Origin of the sequence: Arthrobacter sp. UCD-GKA, assembly GCF_001863355.1 — a bacterium.
In the GTDB taxonomy this organism is placed as follows: Bacteria; Actinomycetota; Actinomycetes; order Actinomycetales; family Micrococcaceae; genus Paeniglutamicibacter.
The window spans coordinates 49,841-73,344 of record NZ_MOLR01000003.1; the positions used below are offsets into that span (position 1 = coordinate 49,841).

The 23,504-nt window shown below is 67.8% G+C and carries 24 protein-coding genes; 17 read left to right on the top strand and 7 right to left on the bottom strand.

Features of this window, described 5'->3' with window-relative positions:
• The first annotated feature begins 16 nt into the window (after window positions 1–16).
• Together BLJ79_RS05270 and BLJ79_RS05275 are read left to right on the top strand one after the other, a co-directional pair.
• Window positions 17–571 carry an NAD(P)H-dependent oxidoreductase gene (locus BLJ79_RS05270; protein WP_071213657.1) on the top strand — a complete coding sequence of 185 codons (555 nt, stop codon included), beginning with the start codon at window positions 17–19 and terminating at the stop codon, window positions 569–571.
• A 162-nt stretch (window positions 572–733) separates the two neighbouring features.
• Window positions 734–1,687, top strand: a complete 954-nt coding sequence (locus BLJ79_RS05275) for an acyl-CoA thioesterase (RefSeq protein WP_071213658.1) — start codon at window positions 734–736, stop codon at window positions 1,685–1,687.
• A gap of 27 nt (window positions 1,688–1,714) precedes the next feature.
• Here the strand turns inward: BLJ79_RS05275 and BLJ79_RS05280 are convergent, their stop codons facing one another.
• On the bottom strand, window positions 1,715–3,442 hold the full coding sequence (locus tag BLJ79_RS05280) for an alkaline phosphatase D family protein (protein ID WP_071213659.1): 1,728 nt from the start codon (window positions 3,440–3,442) through the stop codon (window positions 1,715–1,717).
• Window positions 3,443–3,591: 149 nt separating this feature from the next.
• Between BLJ79_RS05280 and BLJ79_RS05285 the strand changes: the two genes are divergently transcribed.
• The 3 genes from BLJ79_RS05285 to BLJ79_RS05295 all read left to right on the top strand — a co-directional run bounded on the left by BLJ79_RS05285 (window position 3,592) and on the right by BLJ79_RS05295 (window position 6,968).
• A complete protein-coding gene (locus tag BLJ79_RS05285; protein ID WP_071213660.1) occupies window positions 3,592–4,038 on the top strand; it encodes an SRPBCC family protein in 447 nt (148 codons plus the stop codon).
• A gap of 88 nt (window positions 4,039–4,126) precedes the next feature.
• Window positions 4,127–5,566 (top strand): glycosyltransferase family 87 protein, encoded by a 1,440-nt coding sequence (locus tag BLJ79_RS05290; protein WP_071213661.1) that lies wholly within the window; start codon window positions 4,127–4,129, stop codon window positions 5,564–5,566.
• Window positions 5,556–6,968, top strand: coding sequence for a phytoene desaturase family protein (locus BLJ79_RS05295; protein ID WP_071213662.1), 1,413 nt, complete (start codon window positions 5,556–5,558; stop codon window positions 6,966–6,968). The genes BLJ79_RS05290 and BLJ79_RS05295 overlap by 11 nt, the downstream gene beginning before the upstream one ends.
• Before the next feature lie 146 nt (window positions 6,969–7,114).
• Here BLJ79_RS05295 and BLJ79_RS05300 read toward each other — a convergent pair whose 3' ends face one another.
• A complete protein-coding gene (locus BLJ79_RS05300) occupies window positions 7,115–7,354 on the bottom strand; it encodes a hypothetical protein (RefSeq protein WP_071213663.1) in 240 nt (79 codons plus the stop codon).
• Window positions 7,355–7,530: 176 nt separating this feature from the next.
• On the bottom strand, window positions 7,531–8,709 hold the full coding sequence (locus tag BLJ79_RS05305) for an ATP-binding protein (protein ID WP_071213664.1): 1,179 nt from the start codon (window positions 8,707–8,709) through the stop codon (window positions 7,531–7,533).
• A gap of 247 nt (window positions 8,710–8,956) precedes the next feature.
• Between BLJ79_RS05305 and BLJ79_RS05310 the strand changes: the two genes are divergently transcribed.
• Window positions 8,957–10,180 carry a sensor histidine kinase gene (locus tag BLJ79_RS05310; protein ID WP_071213665.1) on the top strand — a complete coding sequence of 408 codons (1,224 nt, stop codon included), beginning with the start codon at window positions 8,957–8,959 and terminating at the stop codon, window positions 10,178–10,180.
• Window positions 10,180–10,815, top strand: coding sequence for a response regulator (locus tag BLJ79_RS05315; RefSeq protein ID WP_071213666.1), 636 nt, complete (start codon window positions 10,180–10,182; stop codon window positions 10,813–10,815). Before BLJ79_RS05310 ends, BLJ79_RS05315 begins: the two co-directional genes overlap by 1 nt.
• Here the strand turns inward: BLJ79_RS05315 and BLJ79_RS05320 are convergent.
• From BLJ79_RS05320 to BLJ79_RS05330, 3 genes are all read right to left on the bottom strand, one after another.
• Window positions 10,812–11,591, bottom strand: a complete 780-nt coding sequence (locus BLJ79_RS05320) for an SGNH/GDSL hydrolase family protein (protein ID WP_071213667.1) — start codon at window positions 11,589–11,591, stop codon at window positions 10,812–10,814. The genes BLJ79_RS05315 and BLJ79_RS05320 overlap by 4 nt on opposite strands.
• 17 nt (window positions 11,592–11,608) lie before the next feature.
• On the bottom strand, window positions 11,609–12,250 hold the full coding sequence (locus BLJ79_RS05325) for a hypothetical protein (protein ID WP_071213668.1): 642 nt from the start codon (window positions 12,248–12,250) through the stop codon (window positions 11,609–11,611).
• A gap of 70 nt (window positions 12,251–12,320) precedes the next feature.
• Window positions 12,321–13,394 carry a CPBP family intramembrane glutamic endopeptidase gene (locus tag BLJ79_RS05330; RefSeq protein WP_071213669.1) on the bottom strand — a complete coding sequence of 358 codons (1,074 nt, stop codon included), beginning with the start codon at window positions 13,392–13,394 and terminating at the stop codon, window positions 12,321–12,323.
• 133 nt (window positions 13,395–13,527) lie between these two features.
• On the opposite strand from BLJ79_RS05330, the gene BLJ79_RS05335 reads away from it, so the two are divergent.
• Window positions 13,528–14,766, top strand: coding sequence for a sensor histidine kinase (locus BLJ79_RS05335; RefSeq protein ID WP_175475396.1), 1,239 nt, complete (start codon window positions 13,528–13,530; stop codon window positions 14,764–14,766).
• Window positions 14,754–15,422, top strand: coding sequence for a response regulator (locus tag BLJ79_RS05340; RefSeq protein ID WP_139194738.1), 669 nt, complete (start codon window positions 14,754–14,756; stop codon window positions 15,420–15,422). Before BLJ79_RS05335 ends, BLJ79_RS05340 begins: the two co-directional genes overlap by 13 nt.
• Here BLJ79_RS05340 and BLJ79_RS05345 read toward each other — a convergent pair.
• The gene (locus BLJ79_RS05345) at window positions 15,419–16,540 is read right to left on the bottom strand and encodes an LLM class flavin-dependent oxidoreductase (protein ID WP_071213672.1); all 1,122 of its coding nucleotides are present in this window, start codon (window positions 16,538–16,540) and stop codon (window positions 15,419–15,421) included. The genes BLJ79_RS05340 and BLJ79_RS05345 overlap by 4 nt on opposite strands.
• Window positions 16,541–16,637: 97 nt before the next feature.
• Here BLJ79_RS05345 and BLJ79_RS05350 point away from each other — a divergent pair, with 97 nt between their 5' ends.
• The 8 genes from BLJ79_RS05350 to BLJ79_RS05380 all read left to right on the top strand — a co-directional run bounded on the left by BLJ79_RS05350 (window position 16,638) and on the right by BLJ79_RS05380 (window position 23,445).
• Window positions 16,638–17,228, top strand: coding sequence for a CGNR zinc finger domain-containing protein (locus BLJ79_RS05350; RefSeq protein WP_071213673.1), 591 nt, complete (start codon window positions 16,638–16,640; stop codon window positions 17,226–17,228).
• Between the two features lie 147 nt (window positions 17,229–17,375).
• Window positions 17,376–18,320 carry an ABC transporter ATP-binding protein gene (locus tag BLJ79_RS05355; protein ID WP_071213674.1) on the top strand — a complete coding sequence of 315 codons (945 nt, stop codon included), beginning with the start codon at window positions 17,376–17,378 and terminating at the stop codon, window positions 18,318–18,320.
• 2 nt (window positions 18,321–18,322) lie between these two features.
• On the top strand, window positions 18,323–19,186 hold the full coding sequence (locus tag BLJ79_RS05360) for an ABC transporter permease (protein WP_071213675.1): 864 nt from the start codon (window positions 18,323–18,325) through the stop codon (window positions 19,184–19,186).
• Window positions 19,187–19,216: 30 nt separating this feature from the next.
• On the top strand, window positions 19,217–20,551 hold the full coding sequence (locus BLJ79_RS05365) for a sensor histidine kinase (RefSeq protein ID WP_071213676.1): 1,335 nt from the start codon (window positions 19,217–19,219) through the stop codon (window positions 20,549–20,551).
• A gap of 8 nt (window positions 20,552–20,559) precedes the next feature.
• Window positions 20,560–21,273 (top strand): response regulator, encoded by a 714-nt coding sequence (locus BLJ79_RS05370; RefSeq protein ID WP_071213849.1) that lies wholly within the window; start codon window positions 20,560–20,562, stop codon window positions 21,271–21,273.
• A 13-nt stretch (window positions 21,274–21,286) separates the two neighbouring features.
• Window positions 21,287–21,451 carry a hypothetical protein gene (locus BLJ79_RS23290; RefSeq protein ID WP_175475397.1) on the top strand — a complete coding sequence of 55 codons (165 nt, stop codon included), beginning with the start codon at window positions 21,287–21,289 and terminating at the stop codon, window positions 21,449–21,451.
• Between the two features lie 82 nt (window positions 21,452–21,533).
• Complete coding sequence (locus BLJ79_RS05375; protein ID WP_071213677.1) at window positions 21,534–22,811, top strand: M18 family aminopeptidase; 1,278 nt, start codon at window positions 21,534–21,536, stop codon at window positions 22,809–22,811.
• A 13-nt stretch (window positions 22,812–22,824) separates the two neighbouring features.
• Window positions 22,825–23,445, top strand: a complete 621-nt coding sequence (locus BLJ79_RS05380) for a GNAT family N-acetyltransferase (protein ID WP_083411021.1) — start codon at window positions 22,825–22,827, stop codon at window positions 23,443–23,445.
• Window positions 23,446–23,504 lie beyond the last annotated feature (59 nt).

A 23,504-nucleotide genomic window follows, 5' to 3' on the forward strand; every position in this document is an offset into this window, starting at 1 on the left:
ACAGGAGACTCCCCATATGGCAACCACAGTCCTTACCCTCGTCGGTTCGTTGCGCAACGGCTCGACCAACCGCCAGCTCGCCGAAGCCACGGCCCTGAACGCCCCCGCCGGCGTCGAGGTCAACGTCTTCGCCGGCCTGGAGAACATCCCGTTCTACAACGAGGACCAGGACATCGAGGGCCAGGTTCCCGCCGCGGCACTTGAGTTGCGCGCCGCCGCAGGTGCGGCAGACGCCCTGCTGCTGGTCTCCCCGGAATACAACGGCACCATGCCCGCCGTCCTGAAGAACGCCATCGACTGGCTGTCGCGTCCCTTCGGCAACAGCGTCGCCAAGGACATGCCCGCAGCTGTCATCGGCACCGCCTTCGGCCAGTACGGCGGGGTCTGGGCCCAGGACGAGGCCCGCAAGGCACTGAACATCGCCGGCGCCAACGTCCTGGAGGACGTCAAGCTGTCGATCCCGAACTCGGTGGTCCGCTTCGCCGAACTGCACCCGAAGGACGACGCAGAGGTCGCCGGCCAGGTCGCAGCGGTGCTCGAGGGCATCCGCGCAGTGGCCGAAAGCAACTGATTTCCGATTTCCCGCGTTGACCCGCCAAGGGTCGATGCACCACCTGTGGCGGGCACCATTTCCCAAGGTGCCCGCCATGGCTGTCTTCGGCGCCGCTATTGCCCAAGACCAAGGCAAGTAACCGTGGGGCCGGTGCCCGGGCCGCTGGTTAGGATGAACCCCATGAACGATGTGATGATGCTGCGCTTCCTGGCCGCCCCGACGGACGTGTCCGAGGACGGCACCACCGTCCAGGCCGGGCGGGTGCTCGAATGGATCGACAAGGCCGGGTACGCCTGCGCCGTGGGCTACTCCGGCGGGTACTGCGTCACCGCCTACGTCGGGAACGTGCACTTCACCAGGCCCATCGAGAACGGCGACCTGATCGAGGTCACCGCCCGGATCGTGCACACCAGGCGCAGCAGCATGCAGGTGGTCGTCACGGTCGACGCCGCCGACGTGCGCGAACGGATCTTCAAGCCGGCCATGGACTGCATCCTGGTCTTCGTGGCGATGGACGAGAACCGCCGCGCCAAGGCCGTCCCGCCGTGGGAGCCGGCAGACGCCGAAGCCGCCCAGCTGGCCCAGGGGGCCACGGCCCGCGTTGCCGCGCGTGCCGAGATCCGCGACGCCATGCGGGCCCAGGAATACACGGAGGCGGGCACCGCGCCGCGGGAGCGGTTCCGCTTCCTGGCCTCGCCCGGCGACGTGAACTGGGGCGGGAACGCGCACGGCGGGATCGTCATGCGCTGGATCGACGAGGTCGCACGGGCCTGTGCCATGGGCTGGTGCGGCGCGGACGCGGTGGCCGTCTACTCCGGGGGCATCCACTTCACCAATCCCATCCACATCGGCGACATCGTCGAGCTCGAGGCCAGGCTGATCCACACCGGCCCGCACTCCATGCACATCGCCGTGCACGTGCGGGCGCGGGACCCGCGCGACGCCCAGTGGCGCGACACGACGCAGTGCATGACCATCTTCGTCACCCGCGATGGGTCCGGGCGGGCCTCCGAGGTGCGGCAGCTGGTGCCCGCCAACGAGGAGGACAGGCGCCTGGACGCCCATGCCGTGGACCTCATCCGGCGGCGCGCGGAGCTGAGCCCGCTGCGGTTCGCCACGGCGCGCGTCTACTGAAGGCACGGTTGCGGGACCGGTGCCCTGTCACTTGCGAACAGGCGGTTCCTCTTCCCGCGAACCGTTCCGGCGCGCGCCGAGGGTTGCGGCGGCGACGGTGTCCAGCCCGGGGAGTTCCGGGGCCCCGTCCCGGGCCACCCCGGTGAGCCAGCTGAACGCCAGCCCGTCGCCGGTGACCTCCAGGATGGCCAGGTTGTTGTCGAACCAGGGACCCTTGATGAGATTCCAGCCAAACGGCGGGCTTGGCACGTTCGCCCTGCGCGCCATCCAGGCCCCGAACGGAACCGCCGGCCCAAAGGCCAGGGCCGCGGCAAAGTAGCGCAGGAAACGGGGAAGCGGGTTGCGGATCGGCGAACAGACCGCCTGCAGGATCCTGCTGCCGCCCTCGCGTTCGACCTCGGAGACGTAGGAGAAGTGAACGTCTCCGGAGAGGAACGTGACCGTCTGCGGGGCCGGTCCGCGCTTGCCGTCGGCGACCTCGGTGGCGAGCCGGGCCACCTCCTGGAAACTGCGCTGGAACGCGGCCCAATGCTCAAGATCAAATGTCCGGCGCAACCGCTCGCCCAGCCATGCCCTGAGTCGCCGGTGGCTCCCGCTGGAGATTGCCTCGTCCCACGATTCCACGTGGTGCAGGCCCATGGGCAGCTGGAAGGGCAGCGAGGTGCCGATGAGCAGGTGGCGGAATCCGCCGCGCATGTGCTCGTCGAGCCAGTCAAGTTCCGCCGCATCGAGCAGGGCGCGCCGTTCGGGCTCGAGCTTGCGGGCTGCCCGGGAGTCCACCACGATTAGGCGCACCGCATCCCAGTCGCGGCAGTAGCTCCAGCGGTAGCTTTCCGGCACGGCATCGACGCGCTCGGCGAACTCGTCCAGGTCCGCGGTCAGGTCCAGCTCGCCGGGACCGGTGTGGGCCGCGATGCGCCGCCACAGCGGATCGGCCGCACGCAGGTCGGGGGAGAGGTTTCCGAGGTGCTGGTAGATCCAGTACGAGCCGAGCCCGGAAACGATGCGCTCGTGCCACCAGCTGGTCTTCTGCATCTTGTGTTTCCAGCTCAGCGAGGAGTTCCAGTCGTCGCGGATGTCGTGGTCGTCGAAGATCATGGCGCTGGGCAGGGTCGAGAGCAGCCACCGGTTGGCCKGGTCSGACCMGGCCAACCGGTACAGGTGGGCGTATTCCTCGAAGTCCTTCAGTTCGGCCCCGGGTGCCTCCTTGATGTTGCGGCGGCTGCGGATGAATTCCTGCATCTCGTCGCTGGTGGAGTCCGCATAGACCTGGTCGCCGAGGAAGAGCGCCACATCGGGCCAGCGGTCGTGCCCGGGTGCGGCCATGGCCAGGGCGTAGGCGCGCATGGCGTCGATCCCGTGGGTGCGATTGCCGGCTTCGTCGTGGGAAACACKGGTGCGGCAGGAGCCAAAGGCCAGCCGTGGTTCCTTGGCCGGGTCCAGGGTGGCGATCACCGGGTCGGGAAACCCGTCCGCAACGGGCCAGGCAAGGGTCCCGTCCAGGTGCACCGTGTAGGGGCGTACGCTGCCCGATTCCAGTCCCGAGACCTCGACCAGGGCGTAGTGGTGGCCATGCGCGGCAAAGGTTGTGGCCTGCCAGGCGTCCGCGCCGGAACGGACCTCGACGGTGCAGGCCGCGGCGGTCTCCACCCAAATGCTGGCGGAGGCTGCGTCAACGTGGCGGAGCATCGGGCCGAGCACCAGGCCCCGATCGGGCCGGGGGCCGGAGCCGGCCGGCGTGCTTCCAATGCTCATCATTCTCTCCTGATGGTGCCAGTCACCCCAGAATGGCACAACTGAATCGTTGGGGATAGACCAGATGGCGCGCCAACGCCGTTCGCCAAGTCGCGCGCAAAAGCAGTCCGGGCACCGGTACCGGGGCGGACGGCGCATAGCATGGGCTGATGATCCCCTCCGCATACCTGCAGTCCCGCCAGCGATTCATCGCCGCCGCCCCGCACGAGGTCTTCGAGCTGCTGGCGAATCCGGCGATGCACCCGGTCATCGACGGATCCGGAACGGTGCGGGCAACAAGCGGGCAGGCGCAAAGGCTCGCCCTCGGGAGTGAGTTCGGCATGCAGATGCGTCTGGGTGTGCCCTACCGGATCAGCAACACCGTGGTCGAATTCGAGCAGGACCGGCTGATTGCGTGGCGGCACTTCAGCGGGCACCGCTGGCGCTACGAACTGGAACCCGACGGGTCCGGGACAACGGTGCGCGAAACCTGGGATGCCAGCCGATTGCGGCACAAGTGGATGCTGCGGCTGCTGGGCTTCACCCGGACCACCGGGCCGAACATGGAAAGGACCCTGGAGCGGCTGGCCGCCCAGTTCCCCGAAGGCGAACGATAGGGCAGAGGCGGGTTCGTCCTCCCTGTCGCCATCGCGCCGCGGGTCCGGAGCCGGGGCTTTGGCCGCTTGACCTACTAGGCTGAAAACCATGAGCCAGCCACCGAACCAAGGTCCGCCGAAGCCGCGGCTTGCCCCGATGCGCATCACGGTTCCGAGCCGCAGCGACGCGTTCCTGCGCAAGTTCACCGAGGTCATTGGCGGCCCGCTGGGCAGGCACAGCAGCCCGGGGCGGATCAGTCCCGGCTTTTTCACCGTCGAACGCGTGCTGGTCATCCTTACAGTCATCGCCGCGCTGCTCGCGGTGGCCTCGAAGAACGCCTGCCGGCTCAACGGCTGGGGCGGAACCAACTCCTATGCCTGGGCCTGCTATTCGGACTGGACCGCGCTCTTCTACGCCCGCGGCTTCGCCGACAACGCCTTCTCGCCCTTCGCCTCCGGTGCCCAGTTCGAGTACCCGGTGCTGATGTCGGTCGTCGCCTCGCTGACCGCCGCGCTGATCCCGCAAGGCGAATTCAACCGGGCCCTGGCCTTCTTCGACCTGAACTTCTTCCTGGTGGCCGGGCTGTGGCTGCTGGTGGTCATAGCCACCGCGCGCACCGCCGGGCGCCGGCCCTGGGACGCGGCAATGGTGGCCCTGGCCCCGGGCCTCATCCTGGCCTCCACCATCAACTGGGACATGTGGGCCGTGGCCTTCCTGGCCCTGGCCATGCTGGCCTGGTCGCGGCAGGCAGTCTTCCTGGCCGGGGTGCTGATCGGCCTGGGCACCGCGATGAAGGTCTTCCCGCTGCTCTTCTTCGGGGCCGTGATCGTGCTGGCCATCCGCACCGGGCGCTACAAGCCGCTGGGGGTGTCCCTGGCCGGGGCCGCGATGTCCTGGCTGGCGGTGAACCTGCCGCTGGCGGTGGTGAACTTCGAGGCGTGGAGCCACTTCTTCTCCTTCACCGAGGACCGCGGGGCCGGACTGTCATCCTTCTGGCACATCTGGAACGTCACCGCCGGCGTGGTGCCGGGGATGCCGGCACTGGGCGCCGGAGCCATCAACGCCCTGGCCCTGGGGCTCTTTGTGGCCAGCTGCGCGGGGATCGCCTACCTGGGGCTGCGCGCGCCGGTGGCCCCGCGGCTGGGCCAGCTGGTGTTCCTGATCGTCGCCTCCTTCATCCTGTTCAACAAGGTCTACTCCCCGCAATTCGTGGTGTGGCTGATCCCGCTGGCGGCGCTGGCCTGGCCCAAGTGGAAGGACTTCCTCATCTGGCAGCTCTTCGAGGTGCTGCACTTCTGGGCCATCTGGATGTACCTGTACGCCACCACCGCCGACATCAAGGCCTCCAACACGTTCCCCACCTCCTTCTACGTCTTCGCCGTGCTGGGGCACATGATCGCCACCGGGTATCTGATGTACCGGGTGAGCCAGTCGATGTTCGACCCCGAGCTGGACCCGGTGCGCCGGGGGGGCCAGGAAGACCCGCAGGCCGGCGCATTCGCCGGGGCGGAAGACAGATTCGTGTTGGGAGCAAGACATGGCGCATGACGCCGCAGTGATCGGGGCCGGACCCAACGGGCTGGCCGCAGCCCTCACGTTGGCCCGCGCCGGGCTCTCGGTGCGGCTCATCGAACGCAACGCAACCGTCGGAGGGGCCGCGCGCACCCGGGAACTCGGCTACCCGGGAGCGATCCACGACCTGGGCTCGGCGGTGCACCCGATGGCGCTGCTCTCCCCGTTCTTCAGGCAGATCGGGCTGCGCGAGCACGTCGACTTCGTGGTCCCGGAAATCTCCTTTGCGCACCCGCTTCCCGACGGCCGGGCCGGCATCGCCTGGCGGGAGCTGGAGCGGACCGTTGCGGCACTGGGCATCGACGGGCCGGGCTACCGGCGGATCCTGGGGCCCGTTGTCGATCGCATGGAGGGGACCGCGGAGCTGTTGCTCAACCCGCTGCTGCGCATCCCGCGGCAGCTTGGTCCGCTGGCCGTCTTCGGGCTGCGCGCCGCGCAGCTCATGGTCCCCGGGCTGGGCACCGGCCAGATGGCCGCGGCGATGATCGCCGGCTGTGGTGCCCACACCGCCGGCGGCGGGCGCGGACCGGCGGCCACCGGAGCCGGGCTCTTCCTGGCCGCTGCGGCGCACTCCGGGGGGTGGCCGATCCCCGTGGGCGGATCGCAGGCGATCTCCGACGCGCTGGCGGGCATGCTCGTTGCGGCAGGGGGCAGCATCGAGCTGGACACCGAGGTCACCGACCTGGCCCAGATACCCGAAAAGACCGTCCTGTTCGACACCTCGCCGGAGGCCATGGCCTCCATCGCGGTCAATGCCCTGCCGCAGAAGTACAGGGACATCCTCACCGGCACGCGCCGGCCCCCGGGATCCTGCCTCGTCCACTACGTGCTCAACGCCCCGGTGCCGTGGCGCAATCCGGAGCTGGCCGATGCCGGCACCATCCACCTGGGCGGCACCGCCGCGCAGATCGGGCGGGAGGAGCGCCGGGTCCGCACCGACGTCTCGGCCGCGCCCTACGCGATCGTGTCCCAACCCAGCCGCTTCGATCCAAGCCGAGCCCCGGAAGGCAGGCACGTCCTCTGGGCCTATTGCCATGTGCCCAACGGAAGCCCGGCGGACCTGACCACCGTGATGAACCGCCAGCTGGAGGCCGTGGCCCCGGGGTTTACCGACACCATCGAATACAGCGAGGCGGTCACCGCGCCGGGGTTGGCCGCGCAGAACCCCAATCTGGTCGGCGGGGACCTCTCGGGTGGGGCAACCGACATGCGCGGCATGCTGGTTCGTCCCACGCTGTCCACCGATCCGTGGCGGACTCCGGCCAAAGGGATCTACCTGGCCTCCAGCTCGTCGCCGCCGGGGCCCTCGGTACACGGAATGTCCGGCCACTTGGCCGCGCAAAGCGCGCTGCGCCACGAGTTCGGGATTCGTTTCTAGTCGTCTAGATTCGCCGGGCGAAAGTATAGGAAAATTCCTATACGCACCTATACGTTGGCATACCTCTTTACAAGTAGCTGCCCGTCTGGGTCGATATGAGCCTTCCGGAGAACCCTGTCGCGGGCCTGACCTGAGCCAGCGGAACCTCAGGGCAGGGAGCCGCCCGCCCGGCTGCGGGATGCCTGGCGCAACGCGACCAGGGTTGCGGCCGTGGCCAAGACCGGGACCAGCAGGAAGGCCGCGGATCCGGCGCTGCGGGTGTTCACGATCCCGACGATGGCTACCCACCAACAAAGGATCGCGGTGAATCCGATGGTGAGGGTCAACGTCTCCCACAGACCGCGGCGCTCGACGGGAAAGAATCCTGAACTGTGCTTGTTCGACATTGCGGTCCTCCCGAGACTCAAATTGCTTCCTTCCCCAACCACACCACGGACCAACGCCTTTGGCCAGAGGTTCTGAATCCGTCAGTTTCCGTCTTTGTCCGGTACTTTGGCGCTCTGCTGACCGGGGTCAATTCTTTGACGATTCGGGGTTGAAACGTTGAGTGGGGTCGCCGACTCTAATCGGCATAATGCTGGCGCTCGATATAGGCGCTCATGCCTGGCACGGTAAATGCGACGCGTCCATGGTCCGGTGCAAATATGAGGCCCTTTCCAATTAGTTGAGCACGCGTTGGGCCCAAGTTTTGAACGGCCGTGCCAAGTCTCGTTGCCACGGATGAGCTGGAAGAACCGTCTTCACCATCTTGTGCCATGGCGGTCAGATATTGGCGTTCCCTCGGCGTCGCACGATCCCAACGGGATGGAAAGAAGCCAGAATCAAGCCGCTGTAGTCCAATTCGCGATGCAATTTCGGCATCAACGTCAGTGAAAGGAGAATCTTGGGCGGCCTCCCACATTGCGCTTCCGAATTCCTGGATGAAGTAGGGATACCGTCCAGAAACGTTGAGCAGTATTTCCAATGCCTCCGGGGAGTACTCCTGCCCAGCTCTTGCTGCCGGAATCTGGAAAGAGTCGATCGCCTCATTCTCTTCAAGCGTTCCAATGACCCGATAATCGAAGAGGCGCTCCGCGTAGCTTCGTGCTTCGGCCAACCGTGAAGGGAGATTGGGGAGCCCGGCACCAACGACATAGAAGGGCAATTCCTCCTGCCCGGCATGATGCTGCGCCGTAACCAAAGCTGACAACAGCTCATTGTCGAGGTCTTGCATCTCGTCAATAAAAATGACGAACCCCTTGCGTAGGGAACGCATCGCCCTTGCCAAGTCCTCGGTCAAGTCCCGCAAATCGATTTCGATTTGTCCGGTAGCAGCACGGGTAGGGTCGGCTTCCACTCCAAGTGAGATTCCCTGTGCTCCCATGCTGAGACTAAATGATGTCAAGGTGCCCAGCATCTGCTTGAACTTTTCCCCGACGTATGAAGATGTGGTGTATCTCCTGGCAGCAACTTGCAGTTCCCGCGCAAGGGTTTTGCGGGTGTCGATGGAACCAGCGACGCCGGGGCGGGCTTCAAGCTTTACCTCGAGCCATTCGTGATGCCGAGCCATCCCGCGGAGCTTGTTCAGGAGCACGGTTTTCCCCACGCCGCGGAGTCCGCCGAGTATCATCCCTCGTCCTTGGTATTGCAGCTTCGTCCGAGCAAGCAATAGGTCGAAGGCCTCGATTTCACCTTCCCTGCCAGCAAGGAATGGGGGTTGCAAGCCAGAGCCGGGACTGTATGGGTTGAGGGCAGGTTCCATGTTTAGGAGTGTATAGGTAAGTGTATGGAAATTCCTACACTTACCTACACATGTTTATATACCGTTAGATGCTCGACCGTACCCGCTTCCGAGTCACGGGATCAGGGAAGTCTGGACTCAACCATTTGGTGGAGTCGGCTCGCCGGTGCGCGGCGCTACGCTGGGTGATGTGACCATTCCCGCAGCACAGCCAGGCCGAGACGCCCCGCCTCCTCCACTCGARCCCCAAACGGGCTCGGCCGGCGAAATGGTGCTGCGCGTCTTGCGCGTGGGACTGCACGTTGGCTTCGCCGCACTGCTGGGCGTCGGACTCATCCGAGTGCTGCTCTCAGAATCGAGCCCGGCCCCGCGGATCACGGCAATCGCACTGACCGCTCTGCTTGCCGCCCTTTACCTGGCAGGGACCATCCAGGAGAAACGGCATTCCGCCGCCCGGGCGCAGAGCACCGTGCGCTGGGCCAAATGGTGGCTGGCCGGGGTCGTGGTGTTGTGGCTCGTACTGCTCTACCTGCACGCCGACTACTCCTGGCTGGCCTTCCCGCTCTTCTTCCTGCACCTGCACATCCTGGGCCAGCGCCACGCCCTAGTTGCTGTCGCGCTGCTTACCGCCGCGGTCGTCACCGCCGGCTGGTACCACTCCGGATCCCTGGCCCTTCCCCAGATCCTGGGACCGGTGGTCGGCGCGATCTTCGCCGTCATCATGGGCATGGCCTACCGTGCGCTGTACACCGAGGGCGTGAACCAGCGCCTGGCCCTGGACGAACTGCGCGCCACCCGTGCGGCGCTCGCCGAGGAACAGCACCGCGCCGGGACCTTGGCCGAGCGCACCCGCCTGGCCCGCGAAATCCACGACACCCTGGCCCAGGGGCTCTCGAGCATCGTGCTGGTCTCCCGCTCCGCCTCCGCGGCCCTGGCGGCAGGGGACTCCACGGCCGCGGCCGAACGGCTCGAGACAATCGGGGCGACGGCCTCCGAGAACCTGGCCGAGGCGCGCGACTTCGTCGCAGATTTGTCCTCGGCCGGCGACGGGGCCCGTTCCCTGTCCGGGCGGCTGCGCCGGCTCTGTGCCTCCGCCGAACGCACCGCCGTGGCCGCCGGCCATGGCTTCGACGTGGTTTTCCGGCAGGACGGCACCGCGACCTCGCTGCCGGCGGAGGTTTCGGCGGCGCTCTGGCGGGCGGCCCAGTCCGGGCTGGCCAACGTCGCCGCCCACGCCCACGCGTCCCGGGCCGTCATCAGCCTGGGCTACCTGCCCGACGCCGTCACCCTGGACATCTTTGACGACGGGGACGGCATGGACACCGGAGACATCCCGGCCAAGCCCCGCGCCGACGGCACCGGGTACGGTCTGGCAGGCCTGCGCGAGCGCCTGGGGCTGCTCGGTGGATCCCTGGAGATCGAATCCGCACCAGGGGAGGGGACGGTACTGGCCGTCCGCATCCCGCTCACCACCGCAGAAAGCAGTTTGTGATGCCCAACCTGAAAATCATGCTCGTCGATGACCACCCGGTGGTGCGAGCGGGCCTGCGCGCGGTGCTCACCGAACAGGGCGGGCTGTCGGTGCTGGCGGAGGCCGGCGACGGGGCAGCCGCCCTGGCCCAGCTCGAACGGCTCAAGACCCTGGGCCAGCACGTGGACGTGGTGCTGATGGACCTGCAGATGGACGGCATGGACGGGGTCACCGCCACCGCGAAGATCCGCGCCCAGGGCGGGCCGCCGGTGTTGATCCTGACCACCTACGACTCGGACGCGGACATCCGTGCGGCGCTGGATGCCGGGGCGGCCGGCTACCTGCTCAAGGATGCCCCGCTGCCCGACGTGCTGGCGGCGGTCGAGGCCGCGGCAGCCGGGGAACAGGTCCTCTCGGCGGACATTGCCGCGCGCATCACCCCCGAGGCACGTGCCAACTCCACCGACCTGAGCCCGCGCGAACTCGAGCTGCTGCAGCTGCTGGCTCGCGGGCAGAGCAACAAGGAGATCGCGGGCGAACTGTTCATCTCCCAGTCCACGGTCAAGACGCACCTGATCCACATCTACGACAAGCTCGGGGTGGACAACCGCACCGCGGCCATCGACAGGGCCCGGGGCAGCCGGCTGATCCGCTAACTAGCCGCGGCGGTCCTCGCGCGCAGCGCCTCCAGCATGAGCGGTTCCATCTTGTCCCGCAGATGGTGGTTTCCCGCCACCGAGGGATGCAGCCCGTCCGGTCCCACGAACCGGCCTAGGTCCTCGACGAGCCAGCCCTCGGCGATGGGATCAACGAATCGGGCCCCGGCTGCCTGTGCCGCCTGCTCGATCACGTCCCGCAGGGCCAGGCGCCGGGCCTCGGGGCGGGTGCTGTAGGCCGGCGGCCCGATCACCAGGAAGGTCGCGTTCGGGGCCTGCTGCCGGGCGGAGGCGTAGATTTCGGCGATGACCGGAGCCAGGTCCGCCGGGTCGTGTCGCAGGTCGTTGACCGAACCGAAGAACATCACGAGGTCGGCCTTCGGCGTCACCGCCTGTTCCACCTGCCACGCGAAGGTGGTGCCGGTGAGGCCGACGTTCAGGTAGCCGCTTCCGTTCTGTGCGATGTTGAGGATCTCCAGCGGAGGGGTGTCGTCCCGGTGCGAGGTGGCGATGAGTTGTGGCCAGGCGTTCGCGGGGCTGGTGCCGAATCCGGTGCTCAGCGAATCGCCAATGACCACCACGTTGCGCACGGCGTCCGGAACTCCCATGGTGCTGGTGGGGGACGGTTCGGCGGAACCGACCGCTTGGCAGCCGGTGAGGACCAACGCCGCAAACAGGGCCAGCAGGCCAAGGACCGCTGGCCCTTGCCTGTTCTTTCGGCGGGCCATGATCTTGTCCTTTTCCAGGCCGATGGGTTCCCAGGAACTTCCGCCCACGATGAACCACCTCAGCCCTATAGACAATATTCTTCCCGAGTCAAGGCCGCCGGGGAACCGACCGGCTCTTCGGGAGCCAGGGCGCAGTCGAGGATGCCGGACTCGGTGTTGTTCCAGGTGTGGAGCGTTCCGCGGGCTTCTTCGTTCCCGCAGGCCAAGGTGAACGGCAGTCTCGCCTCCTCGACGGCACGGTAGGTGACGATCCTGCCCTCTCCTTCGACGTCCTGGAAGGTCGTTTCCAGCGATTCAACGCCGGACAGGACTCCATCCACGGGAAAACCAATGTCCTCGCTGACCGTCCCGGTGAAACGTCCCAGGTCTTGGGAGCCTTCGTCTTCGAAGAAAATGAGCGGGCTGTAGGCTCCGTCCAGGAGTGTGGTGCCGGAGATCCCTCCCGGCCCCGTATCCACAGCCTTGACTGCGAAGACCTTCCAGCCTTCGACGAGTGCCTCTCCTGCCGTGACGACGGGATCCTGGCAGTCCTCCCAACCGGTGGGAATCGCGGAGGCCGACTGGATTGGCGCGGGGACCGAGGGGCTCGGGATCGGCACGGGTTCGGGTGCATCCAGCGGGACGCACCCGACAAGCAGCAGGGTTGCTGCCCCGAGCCAGGGGACGGCAAGGGCAGGCCTTGCCGCGCCGCGATCAGTTGCCTTCATCGATATCCCCCTGATGTTGCTCGTTGGCCCCAACCTATACCGCGGATGCGGTCGAACCCCGCAAGGTGCCTCAGTGCGCCGGCGGTGCGTTCCACGGACCGGGCTGCACCCACGGTCCGGGTACGGGGGGTGCCGGTGTGGCCACCGGCGGAACGGACCGGCGCTGGATGTTGCGCTTGTTCGCCAGCTTCACGATGACCAGGACGAACACCGAGGTGGTGATGATCGAGGCGATCAGGCTTGGCAGGTCGCTTTCGGTGGCGCTGACATCGACCAGCCCGATGGCGCCCAGGCCGAAGATGACGGAGTTGTTCACCACGTGCAGCGCGATGGCCGCTTCCAGCCCGCCGGTGCGCCAGGCCAGCCAGCCGGCTGCCAGGGCAAAGAAGCCCACATCCAGCTGCCCGTAGATGTCGTACATGTGTCCGGCCATGAACAGCGGGATGGGCAGGAGGATCGCGAAGGCGGGGTGGCGCAGCCAGCCGCCGATCAGCTGCATCAGGTATCCGCGGAACACGTACTCCTCGGCCGTGGCCTGGAACGGAACCAGGAGCAAGGTCAGGATCAGCATCATCCACATGTCCGGTGCGTTGAAGTCCGGTGCGATGCCGTGCCCGGCCATGGCATCCAGCGCAAAGGAGAGCCCGAAGCTCAATGCCAGGACCGCAAGGGCCACGGCCATGCACTGGCCCAGCCAACCCCAGCGCATGCGCCCGGTGACCGAGGTCAGCGAGCCGACCTTCTGCACGTTCATCATCCGGGTGGCCAACAGGATCACCGGAAGCATCACGACCAAGGTGGCCATGGAGAGTATGAAGACGGCCGGGTCGGACATGTCGAGGTTGGTCGTGCCCATGACGACCGCATCCATCGAGGCCTCCAGCTCCGGGTTGCCGAGCGCGACGAAAACGAAAACGATCCCCACCAGCAGCATGAGGCCCACGTACAGGCCCAGGGCGATGAGCCCCACCATGAGCAGCTTCCACCAGCGATAGGCGCCATAGGTGCGGGCCAGCCGGTGGTATTCCAGCGGTTCGGCCGGGACGGGTGCCGGGGCGGGGACCACCGGACCCCAGTAGGCGGGCTGGGCTCCGGGCTGCGGGCCGTGGGTCGGTGGCGGGTACGGCGGTGGAATCGTGTTCATGCCACCATTCTGTATCAGGCGGTGCCTTGTTTGCCTCGGCAATTCGGACGATCTTTGCGCTTCCGCCGGGGCAGGGCAACGTGGTCCTTTCGGCCGATGCCGGCACGTTGGTCCCGCCGGTAACGTTAAGCCAATGACCACAGTGAATGCAGCAACCGCCAAGGCATCGATGCCGCGCCGCATCCTTGCCCACTCGTGGCGGCTGGCCCTGGGGCTGCTGCTGGGGATCCTGGGGTTCGGGATGGTTTACGAGGGGTATTCCCCCGACAACCCCGCGGACCTGGACGCGGTGGGGCTCGTTGTCGGATTGGACATCCTCTGCGGGCTGGCGGCATTCGTGCTGTACCCGTTCCGGCACCGATTCCCCGTGCCTGTGGTGGCTGCCCTCGTGTTGCTTTCCATCCCCTCCGCAGTCGCCGCAGGCATCACCCTGATGGGAGTGGCGTCCCTGGCCACCCGGCGCAAGCCGTGGGAAATTGCCGGGATCTCGGTGCTGTTTATCGGGTCGATGCTGATCAGCGAACGCCTGGCCTCCACGGTGCTGATTCCCGTTGGCGAGGCCCTGGCCTGGTGGGAAACCACCATCACGGCCCTGGTCCTGCTCGCCGTCATGGTGCTCAGCGGCATGTACATCGGGGGACGGCGGCAATTGGCGGCCGCGCAGCGGGAGCAGCTGCACAGCGCCCAGCGGGAACGCGAAGCCCAGATCCACGCGGCCAAGGCGGACGAGCGCACCCGCATTGCCCGGGAGATGCATGACGTCTTGGCGCACCGGCTCTCGCTGGTTGCCCTGCATTCCGGTGCCCTCGAATACCGCAGCGACCTCACGCCGGAGGAAACCCGGCAAACGGCCGGCATCATCCGGGAGAATTCGCATCTGGCCCTGGGCGAGCTGCGCGAGGTGCTGGGCATGCTGCGCGACCCCAACACGCTGCGCGAGGACGAATCGGCCAGGCCGCAACCGACGCTGGAGCAGCTGGAGCAGATCCTGGCGGACAGCCGGGCCGCCGGCACCGCGGTCAACCTCGAGCTGGAGCCCGGAGCCCGGGAACGGCTGGATGCCCTGCCGCAGAGCACCGGACGCCACCTGTACCGGATCATCCAGGAAGTGCTGACCAACGCCCGCCGCCACGCGCCCCGGCAAGAGGTCAGGCTTCTGGTCGGCGGTGGCGGCGAGAGGCTGTTCCTGCGGGCAGCCAACAGGCTGGACGTCGGGCCGCGGGAAGCACCCGAGCCGGGGAGCCCTCCCAGTTCCGGCCTGGGCTTGACCGGCCTGGCCGAGCGGGTCCGGCTGGCCGGCGGGGAATTGCAGATCGAGCCGGAAGAACAAGGCGAATTCGTGTTGAAGGTGTGGCTGCCGTGGGGAACCTAGACGAAATGATCCGGATCGTGCTGGTCGATGACGAGAACCTGGTGCGCGCCGGGCTGCGCATGATCATCGAATCGGACCCGCGCATCGAGGTCGTGGGCGAATGCGCAGACGGCCGGGCGGCGGTGTCCATGGTGGCCTCGATGGCACCGGACCTGGTGCTGATGGACATCCGGATGCCGGTCATGGACGGGCTCTTGGCCAGCGAGGAGATCCTGCGGGCCGACCCGGGCCAAAAGATCCTGGTCCTGACCACGTTCAACACCGACGAGATGGTCCTGACCGCGCTGAAGATGGGTGCCAGCGGATTCCTGCTCAAGGACACCCCGCCGGCCGACCTCATGAACGCCATCAACCAGGTGGCCGCCGGGCGAACCATGCTCTCTGAATCGGTCACCAAGCAGCTGATCTCGGTGGCCGGTTCGCGCCCGGAGAGCTCGCGGCGCAACCTGGCCCTGGAGAAACTGGGCGTGCTCACCGGGCGGGAACGGGAGATTGCGGTGGCGATGGCCCGCGGCTACTCCAACCAGGAGATCGCGCAGCAGCTGTTCATCTCGCTGGCGACCGTGAAAACCCACATCGGCCGGGTGTTGGAGAAGCTGGGCATGGACAACCGCGTCCAGGTGGCGCTGTGCGTCTTCGAATCCGAGGTCCGCTAACGGCCTGCGGGCTGCGGGCCGGCCGCAGGCGTGCTCCCGGGGAGGCCTTCCTGAATCGAGGGGAGTCCGTAGTGGTCGGCGATCAGCTCCACGGTCCGGGACTGGGCGCGGCGTGAATGGCCGCCGACCACGAGCATCACCTCGTTGACGCCCGTCTGCCGGTGAAGCAGCTCCAGGCCCTGGGCCACGTCCGTGGCGGTGCCGTGCAGCGTGCGGTCGGTCCATTCGTCGAGGATTGCGCGCTCGTGCGTGTCTGCCGGGTAGGCCTCGACCTCGTCAGGGGGCAGCAGGGCAAAGGGCTTGCGCTGGAACATGCGCATCATTGCCATTGCCGAGGACGCCGACTGGCGGCGTGCCTCGGCCGGGTCGTTGTCGGCGATCGCGCCCACGCTGACCAGGCTGTACGGCTCGTCCAGCAGCTCCGAGGGCCTGAAGTTCTCTCGGTACAGCCGCATGGCCGTGGTGACGTCGGCGCTGCCGAACTGCAGGGCGAAGGCATAGGGGCGGCCGAGCTGGCCCGCCAGCTGCGCCGAGTACGGGGATGAACCCAGGATCCAGACCTCGGGATTCGTCTCGGGCCGGGGCACCCGGTTCTGCTCCGCGAGCCAGGGACCGGGCACGGCGTGGACGTCGTGGTACGGGTGCCCCTGCCCGAAGTCGTCGTTGATGAACCCGAGCAGTTCCAGCACCTGCTGGGGAAAGTCGTCGTTCGCGTTGTGGCGGCGGCGCAACGCCGCCGCGGTCTGCCCGTCGGTTCCCGGAGCGCGACCCAGGCCGAGGTCGATGCGTCCCGGGGCGAGCGACTCGAGCATGCCGAACTGTTCGGCGATCACCAGCGGTGCGTGGTTGGGCAACATCACGCCGCCGGCGCCGAGGCGGATGCGCTGCGTCTCGCCGGTCAGGCGCGCGACCATCAGCTGGGGAGAGGAGGTCACGGCACCGGGCATGGCGTGGTGTTCGGACATCCAGAAGCGCTCGAAGCCGCGCTTCTCGGCCAACTGCGCCAGCGTGATGATCTCCCCGAAGGTCTCCTGTGCCGTATGCCCCACTCCGGTGATGGCATTGTCGAGCACCGATAGGACGAAGGGCGCGTTGCCCAGGGGTCGTGACTGGATCATGGGTTCTCTCTCAATTCTCATGGAAAATATGTAACTTAAGCGTGACTCTCAGGTTAGCGTCTTATCACGGAAAAATACAACTGATACCATGAGATCTATGTCAAGGATCCCACTTCCCCCTGCCCCCGGCGCCGACGACCACCCGAGCCTCGCCCTGGTCAATAGCGCCGTGAGCCTTCCCGGCGGACACGTGGCGGACGATCTGGGCAGCCCGGCCGAAGCGACCGCGTGGCTCGTTGGGCAACGCCTGGTTCCGGCCGAAACCGCCCTGCTCGCCTATTGCCAGGACCAGCTCACGACGTTGCGCGGAAATTTGCGCACCCTCTTCACTGCCCGGGTGGTGGGCGACGCTCCCGCGCCGGAGGCAGTGGAGGCCGTGAACCGGGCGTTGGTGAAGGTGCCCAGCGCACTGCTGCTGCAGTTTGACGCCGGCAGCGGACTCCGCCGGGTCCCACGGCACCCGGTGACCCAGCTGGTCGAACACGCCATGGCCCAGATCGCGGAGGATGCGGCCGCCTTGCTGACCGGCGGCCAGGCCGAGCTGGTCGCGCAATGCGAGGCCGCGTCCTGCGACAGGTTCCTCCTGCGGACGCACGCCCGTCGATGCTGGTGCTCCACCCGCTGCGGCGACCGCGTGCGCGCGGCCCGGGCCTACGCCCGCAAGCTGGAACGGGCCCAGGCCGGCTGATTCCGGGCCCGCGGCATGCGGCGGTTTTACCGGAACTCCGGCACCCCCTAGGGGGAAACCCGTACGCCGAAAGAGTGACGGCCTCACCCCTGAAGATCATCCACTTGGGCGGCGACGCAACGAGAGATACTCCGTACCGTTGGAGACATGATCACAGCAGAGGCACTGACCAAGAACTACGGCACCAAGCGTGCGGTGGACGGCGTGAGCTTCACCGTCCAGCCGGGCAAAGTCACCGGCTTCCTTGGCCCGAACGGGGCCGGAAAATCCACCACCATGCGCATGGTCGTCGGGCTCGACCGGCCGTCTTTTGGCAACGTGACGGTCAATGGCCGCAGGTACGCCGAGCACGCAGCGCCGCTGCGCGAGGTCGGGGCCCTGCTGGAAGCCAAGTCCGTGCACAAGTCGCGCAGCGCCCGCACCCACCTTCGGGCCCTGGCGGCAACCCACTCGATCCCCAACACCCGCGTCGACGAGGTCATCGAACTCACCGGCCTGGGGGCTGTCGCTTCCAAGAAGGTCGGCGGCTTCTCGCTGGGCATGGGCCAGCGGTTGGGCATCGCGGTCGCCCTGCTGGGTGACCCGCAGACGCTGATCCTCGACGAGCCGGTCAACGGGCTGGATCCCGAGGGCGTCCTGTGGGTGCGCAACCTCGCCCGCCACCAGGCATCCCAGGGCAAGACGGTATTCATCTCCTCGCACCTGATGAGCGAGATGGCCCTGACCGCCGACCACCTGATCGTGATCGGACGCGGGCGCATCATTGCCGACGCCCCGATCGAGCAGATCATTGGCGGCAGCAACGTGCCGACCTGCAGGGTCAAGACGGACTCGGCCGAAGACCTGATGAACGCGCTGGCCGCCGAAAACGTGCACTTGACCCGGGTCGATGGCCAGACCATCCAGGTTGCCGGGCTTGATGGCCGGGCGATCGCGGCCCGCGCCCTCGACAGGCGGATCCTGCTCTACGAGTTGACGCCCGTGAAGCAGTCCCTCGAAGAGGCCTACATGGCGCTGACCCAGGACGAGGTCGAGTACCACTCCCACCTTGGCAACGAGCTTGCCGCCACGACCACCGGAAAGCAGGGCTAGCCATGAGTACCGCAACCATGAAACGACCACGTTCCGCCGCGCCCGGTGCCGCCGGAAGCGGAAAGCTCAGCTTCCCCGGAGTGCTGCGCGGCGAATTCATCAAGTTCTTCTCGCTTCCCTCCACCATGATCCTGATCCTGGCCACCGTCGTGGTGATGGTGGCATTCGCCGCACTGGGCGCATGGCTTATCGGCTGGTCCATGGGCATGGCCGCGGAGTCCCCGGAAATGGCCGCATCCATGGGGGACATGGGAGAGGTCACCGCGGCACTGCCTACCAGCGGACTGGCCTTCGCCCAGCTGATCATCGGGGCGCTGGCCGTGATGGTCATGAGCTCCGAGTTTGCCACGGGCGCAGCACGTTCAACCTTTGTCGCCGTCCCCACGCGCCAGCCCGTGTTCTGGGCCAAGACGCTGATGATCGGCATCGTTTCCGCGGTGGTGGCGACCGTGTCGATTCTGCTGTCCTTCGCCGTTGCCAAGCCCATCGCCGGGGCTTACGACCTGGAGTTGGTGTTCTCTTCCGAGGCGTTGCAGCGGGCCATGTGGGTCGGCGTGCTCTACGTGGTGATGGTGTCGCTGATCGGGATGGCGCTGGGGGCCCTGCTGCGCAACTCGGCCGGAGGCATCGTCGTGCTTGCGGCGCTGTTCTTCGTCCTCCCGCTGGCCATGGGCGGATTCAGTGCACTTGCCGATTGGCTGGCCAAGGCCATGCGCTTCCTGCCGGACCAGGCAGGTGCCGCACTGATGCAGCTCCAACTGGCTCCAGGTGGCCTGGAGCAATGGCAGAACGGGCTGGTGGTCGCCGCGTGGATCGTCATCCCGCTGGTCGCCGCGGCCGTGGTGCTGCAGCGCCGCGACATCTAGAATCCGCCGATTGGTCGCTAGGCTCAAGACATGAGTGAAAACACGGCGCCGGCCTCCGGGACCCCGGAGGCCAGCTTCGCCGAGATCTCGGCGCAGCGCATCGGGCCCCTGCGTGCCTACATGCGCCGGAACCCGGTGCTGGTCAATGCCTCCGTGGTGCTCCTCTACTTCCTGTTGACCATGACGAGCCTGGTCGAATCGGTGCTTTCGGAGCACTGGGCCACCGCCGGCCTGTTGACGATCACCGGGGCCTGGTTGTACTTCCGCCGCCGCTGGCCGATGTTCGTGCTGATCATGGTGGTGCTCTTCGACTCGGCCGCAACACTGCAGGATTCCTCGTACTTCGGCGGCAGCGCCGGGTTGTGGATCGCGCTGTATGCCGCCTCCACCAAATATGCCGCCAGGCGCATGTTCGCGCTGACCGCCCTGATCACCGCCCTGCAGGGACTGATCTTCGTGATCATCGGCCTGCCGGCGATGTTCACTGATTCCGCAGAGGACCAGGCCGCGCTGGCGGAAATCGGCGGACGGAACCTGATCATCACGCTCTCCCTGGCCTTCCTGCTGGGCACCAACGCCGCGGCCGTGGCGATCGGTGCGGCGGTGCGCAACCACCGCCTGCACGAGGCCGAGCTGGACAACTGGGCCAAGCGCGTCCAGACCCTGGCACGGGTGCGCGAACGCACCCGCATCGCCCGCGAGATGCACGACGTGGTCGCGCACTCGCTCTCGGTGATGATCGCTCTGTCCGACGGGGCGGCGGTGGTGCTCAAGCGCGATCCCGTCCGTGCCGGGGAGGTGCTGGCAGAGCTTTCCGGCACCGGGCGGCGCGCGCTGGGGGACATGCGCCGGGTCATCGGGGTCCTGCGCACCGGGGACGGGGCGCCGTTGGAGCCGCAACCGGCCCGGGGGTCGCTGGCGGAAATGCTCGCCGGGTTCAAGGTGGCGGGGCTGCCGCTGCGCTATTCCACCTCCGGACCGGCGCTGCCGGATGACGCCACCTTCCAACTGACCGTCCACCGCATCATCCAGGAATCGCTGACCAACGTGCTGCGCTACGGCCGCAACGTCACCGCGGTCGAGGTGTCCGTGGCCCGGGTGAACCGGGATGTCACGGTGCGCATCCACGACGACGGCACGCACCAGGAGGCACGCCGCGAACTGGTCGGATCGGCCCAGGGCATCCGCGGCATGAAGGAACGCGCCGCGCTCTTCGAGGGCACGCTGTACGCCGGGCCGGCCTCCGCCGGCGGCTGGAGCGTGCTGGCCAAGCTCAAGTTGCCGCACCCGACCCGCTGCCCCGAGGAAACGCCCGGGGGCCCGGGCACCCAAACCGCACCCAAGACCCAACACCAAGGATCGTGAGCAAAACCATGCCCGAAACCACCGACCAAACCACCGCGCGCATCGGGGTGCTGCTGGTCGACGACCAGCCGCTGCTGCGCATGGGATTCCGGCTCATCCTCGAGGGCGAGGATGACCTGGCGATCCTCGGTGAAGCCTCCGACGGGGCCGAGGGCGTGGCGCTTGCCGCCACGCTGAAGCCCGACGTGGTGCTCATGGACGTGCGCATGCCGGTCATGGATGGCATCGAGGCCACCGGACGCATCGTGCGCGAACACCCGGAGGCGAAGGTCATCATCCTGACCACCTTCGACCTGGACGAGTATGCCTTCGCCGGGCTGCAGGCCGGGGCCAGCGCCTTCCTGCTCAAGGACGTCGCTCCCGAGGAACTGGTCAACGCGGTGCGCCTGGTCGCCTCCGGCGATGCGGTGGTCGCCCCCCGGGTCACCGCCCGGTTGCTGGAAACCTACGTGCGCGCCGGCGGGGCCAACCGTCCCGCACCGGCCCCGGAACGCGACCCGCTGCTGGGGGACCTGACCCCGCGCGAGCTCGAGGTGCTCGGGGCCATGGCCGAGGGCCTGTCCAACGCGGAGATCGCGCACCGCTTCTTCCTCTCCGAGGCCACCGTGAAGACCCACGTGCGCCGGATCCTGACCAAGCTGCACCTGCGCGACCGCGTGCAGGCCGTGGTCTACGCGTACGAAACCGGGTTGGTCATCCCCAGCCAGGGGCTGGACTACTAAAGGACGCATGCCCATGAACTCCGAATTCCTGCGCAGCCCCTGGCTGCTGCTGGCCGTGGTGCTGGGGGTGCTCGGCGCCTTCCTGATCACGCTCTTCGCGCTGCCTGTCCCCGGTTGGGCTAGCATCGTGCTGGGGGTCGGCGCCCTCGTGGTGGCCCTGGTCCGCACCCGCTACTAGGGCCCGGAGCCGCGGCTCCACGTACGTTTTCCGGCACCGCACCGCCGGCGCCCCCGCCCGCAACCTACGTCAAGGGAACTCAATGTCCAGCGCAGCCATCGAGCACATCAACGACCTCTCCGCCTTTGTCGCGGCCTCGCCCTCGTCCTTCCACGCCGCCGCCGAGGCCGCCCGCCGGCTGGACTCGGCCGGGTTCACCGCCTTGAACGAGGCCGACGCCTGGGAGCCGGCCCCCGGGGGGCACTACGTCATCCGCGACGGGGCGATCATCGCCTGGGTGCAGCCCGCATCCGCCGGCGCGACCACCGGTTTCCACGTGCTGGGCTCGCACACCGATTCGCCCTCCTTCAAGCTCAAGCCCAAGCCCACCACCGGCGCCCACGGCTGGCTGCAGGCCGGGGTCGAGGTCTACGGCGGCCCGCTGCTGAACTCCTGGCTGGACCGCGAGCTGCTGCTCGCCGGGCGCCTGGTGCTGCGCGACGGCACGCAGGTGCTGGCGCGCACCGTCCCGATGCTGCGCTTCCCGCAGCTGGCCATCCACCTGGACCGCGCGGTGAACGAGGGGCTGGCCCTGGACAAGCAGCAGCACATGAACCCGGTGTGGGGGATCGGGGACCCCGCCGAATCCGACGTGCTGGCCGTGCTGGCCGCATCCGCCGGCGTGGACGCGGCCGACATCGGCGGCTACGACGTGGTGGTGGCCGACGCGCAGGAAGGGCAGGTGTTCGGCGGCGCGGGCGAGTTCTTCGCCTGCGGCCGGCTGGACAACCTCTCCTCGATGCACGCCTCGCTGGCCGCGCTGATCGAACACGCCGAAACCGGCGGCGGGGAGCACATCGCGGTGCTGGCCGCCTTCGACCACGAGGAAATCGGCTCGGCCTCCCGCTCCGGGGCCTGCGGCCCGCTGCTGCAGGACGTGCTCGAGCGCATCGGGCACACTCTGGGCGCCACGGGCGAGGACCGCAACCGCGCCTATGCCGACTCGTTCTGCCTCTCCGCGGACGCCGGGCACTCGGTGCACCCCAACTACCCCGGCCGCCACGACCCGGCCAACCGCCCGATGCTGGGTGCCGGGCCGCTGCTGAAGATCAATGCGAACCAGCGCTACGCCACCGACGCGGTGGGCGCGGCGCTCTTTGCCCGGCTTTGCGCACAGGCGGATGTCCCGTACCAGGAGTTCGTCTCCAACAACCAGATGCCGTGCGGTTCCACGATCGGCCCGCTGACCGCCACCCGCCTGGGCATCCGCACCGTGGACGTGGGCATCCCGCTGCTGTCGATGCACTCGGCCCGCGAGCTGTGCGGCGTGGAGGACCCGCTGCGCCTGGCCAAGATCTCCGCCGCGTTCTTCGCCGCCTGATCGGCGGCCGACGATGGGCGGGCAGATGGAGAACGGCGGGGCCGTGGCGGGACTGGGAACCAAGCCCGTCCTGGCGGGGGAAAAGGTCATCCTGCGCCCCTTCACCGAGGCGGACATCGCGGCCATGGGCCCGATCCTTGCCGATCCCGAGGTCTTGCGGCTGACCGGGTCGGTGCATTCGACCCGGGACGCCGAATCGGCGGACCCGGGCCTCGACGCCGCCACCAGAACCTGGTACGAGGGGCTCGCGGCGCGGCCCGACCGGCTTGACCTGGCGGTGGTGGATGCGGCCGGCGGGCACTGCGTGGGCGAGGTGGTGCTCAACGACCTGGATGCGGAAAACCGCTCGTGCGGCTTCCGGATCCTGCTGGGCCCCGCCGGCCGGAACAGGGGACTGGGCTCGGAGGCGACGGCGCTGCTGCTGGAGCACGCCTTCACCAATACGACCCTGCACCGCATTGCCCTGGAGGTCTACGACTTCAACCCGCGGGCCCGGCACGTCTACGAGCGCGCCGGGTTCACCTTCGAGGGCACGGCGCGGGCCGCGCTGCTCTTTGACGGGCGGTGGATCGACGCCCACGTGTTCTCCATCCTGGCCACCGACCCCCGCCCGGGCCCCGCCGCCCGTTCCTGAGCTCCGTGGCCTGCCGGCCACCGGCGCGTCACCCGATGTTCACCCGCCCGTGCTTTGCT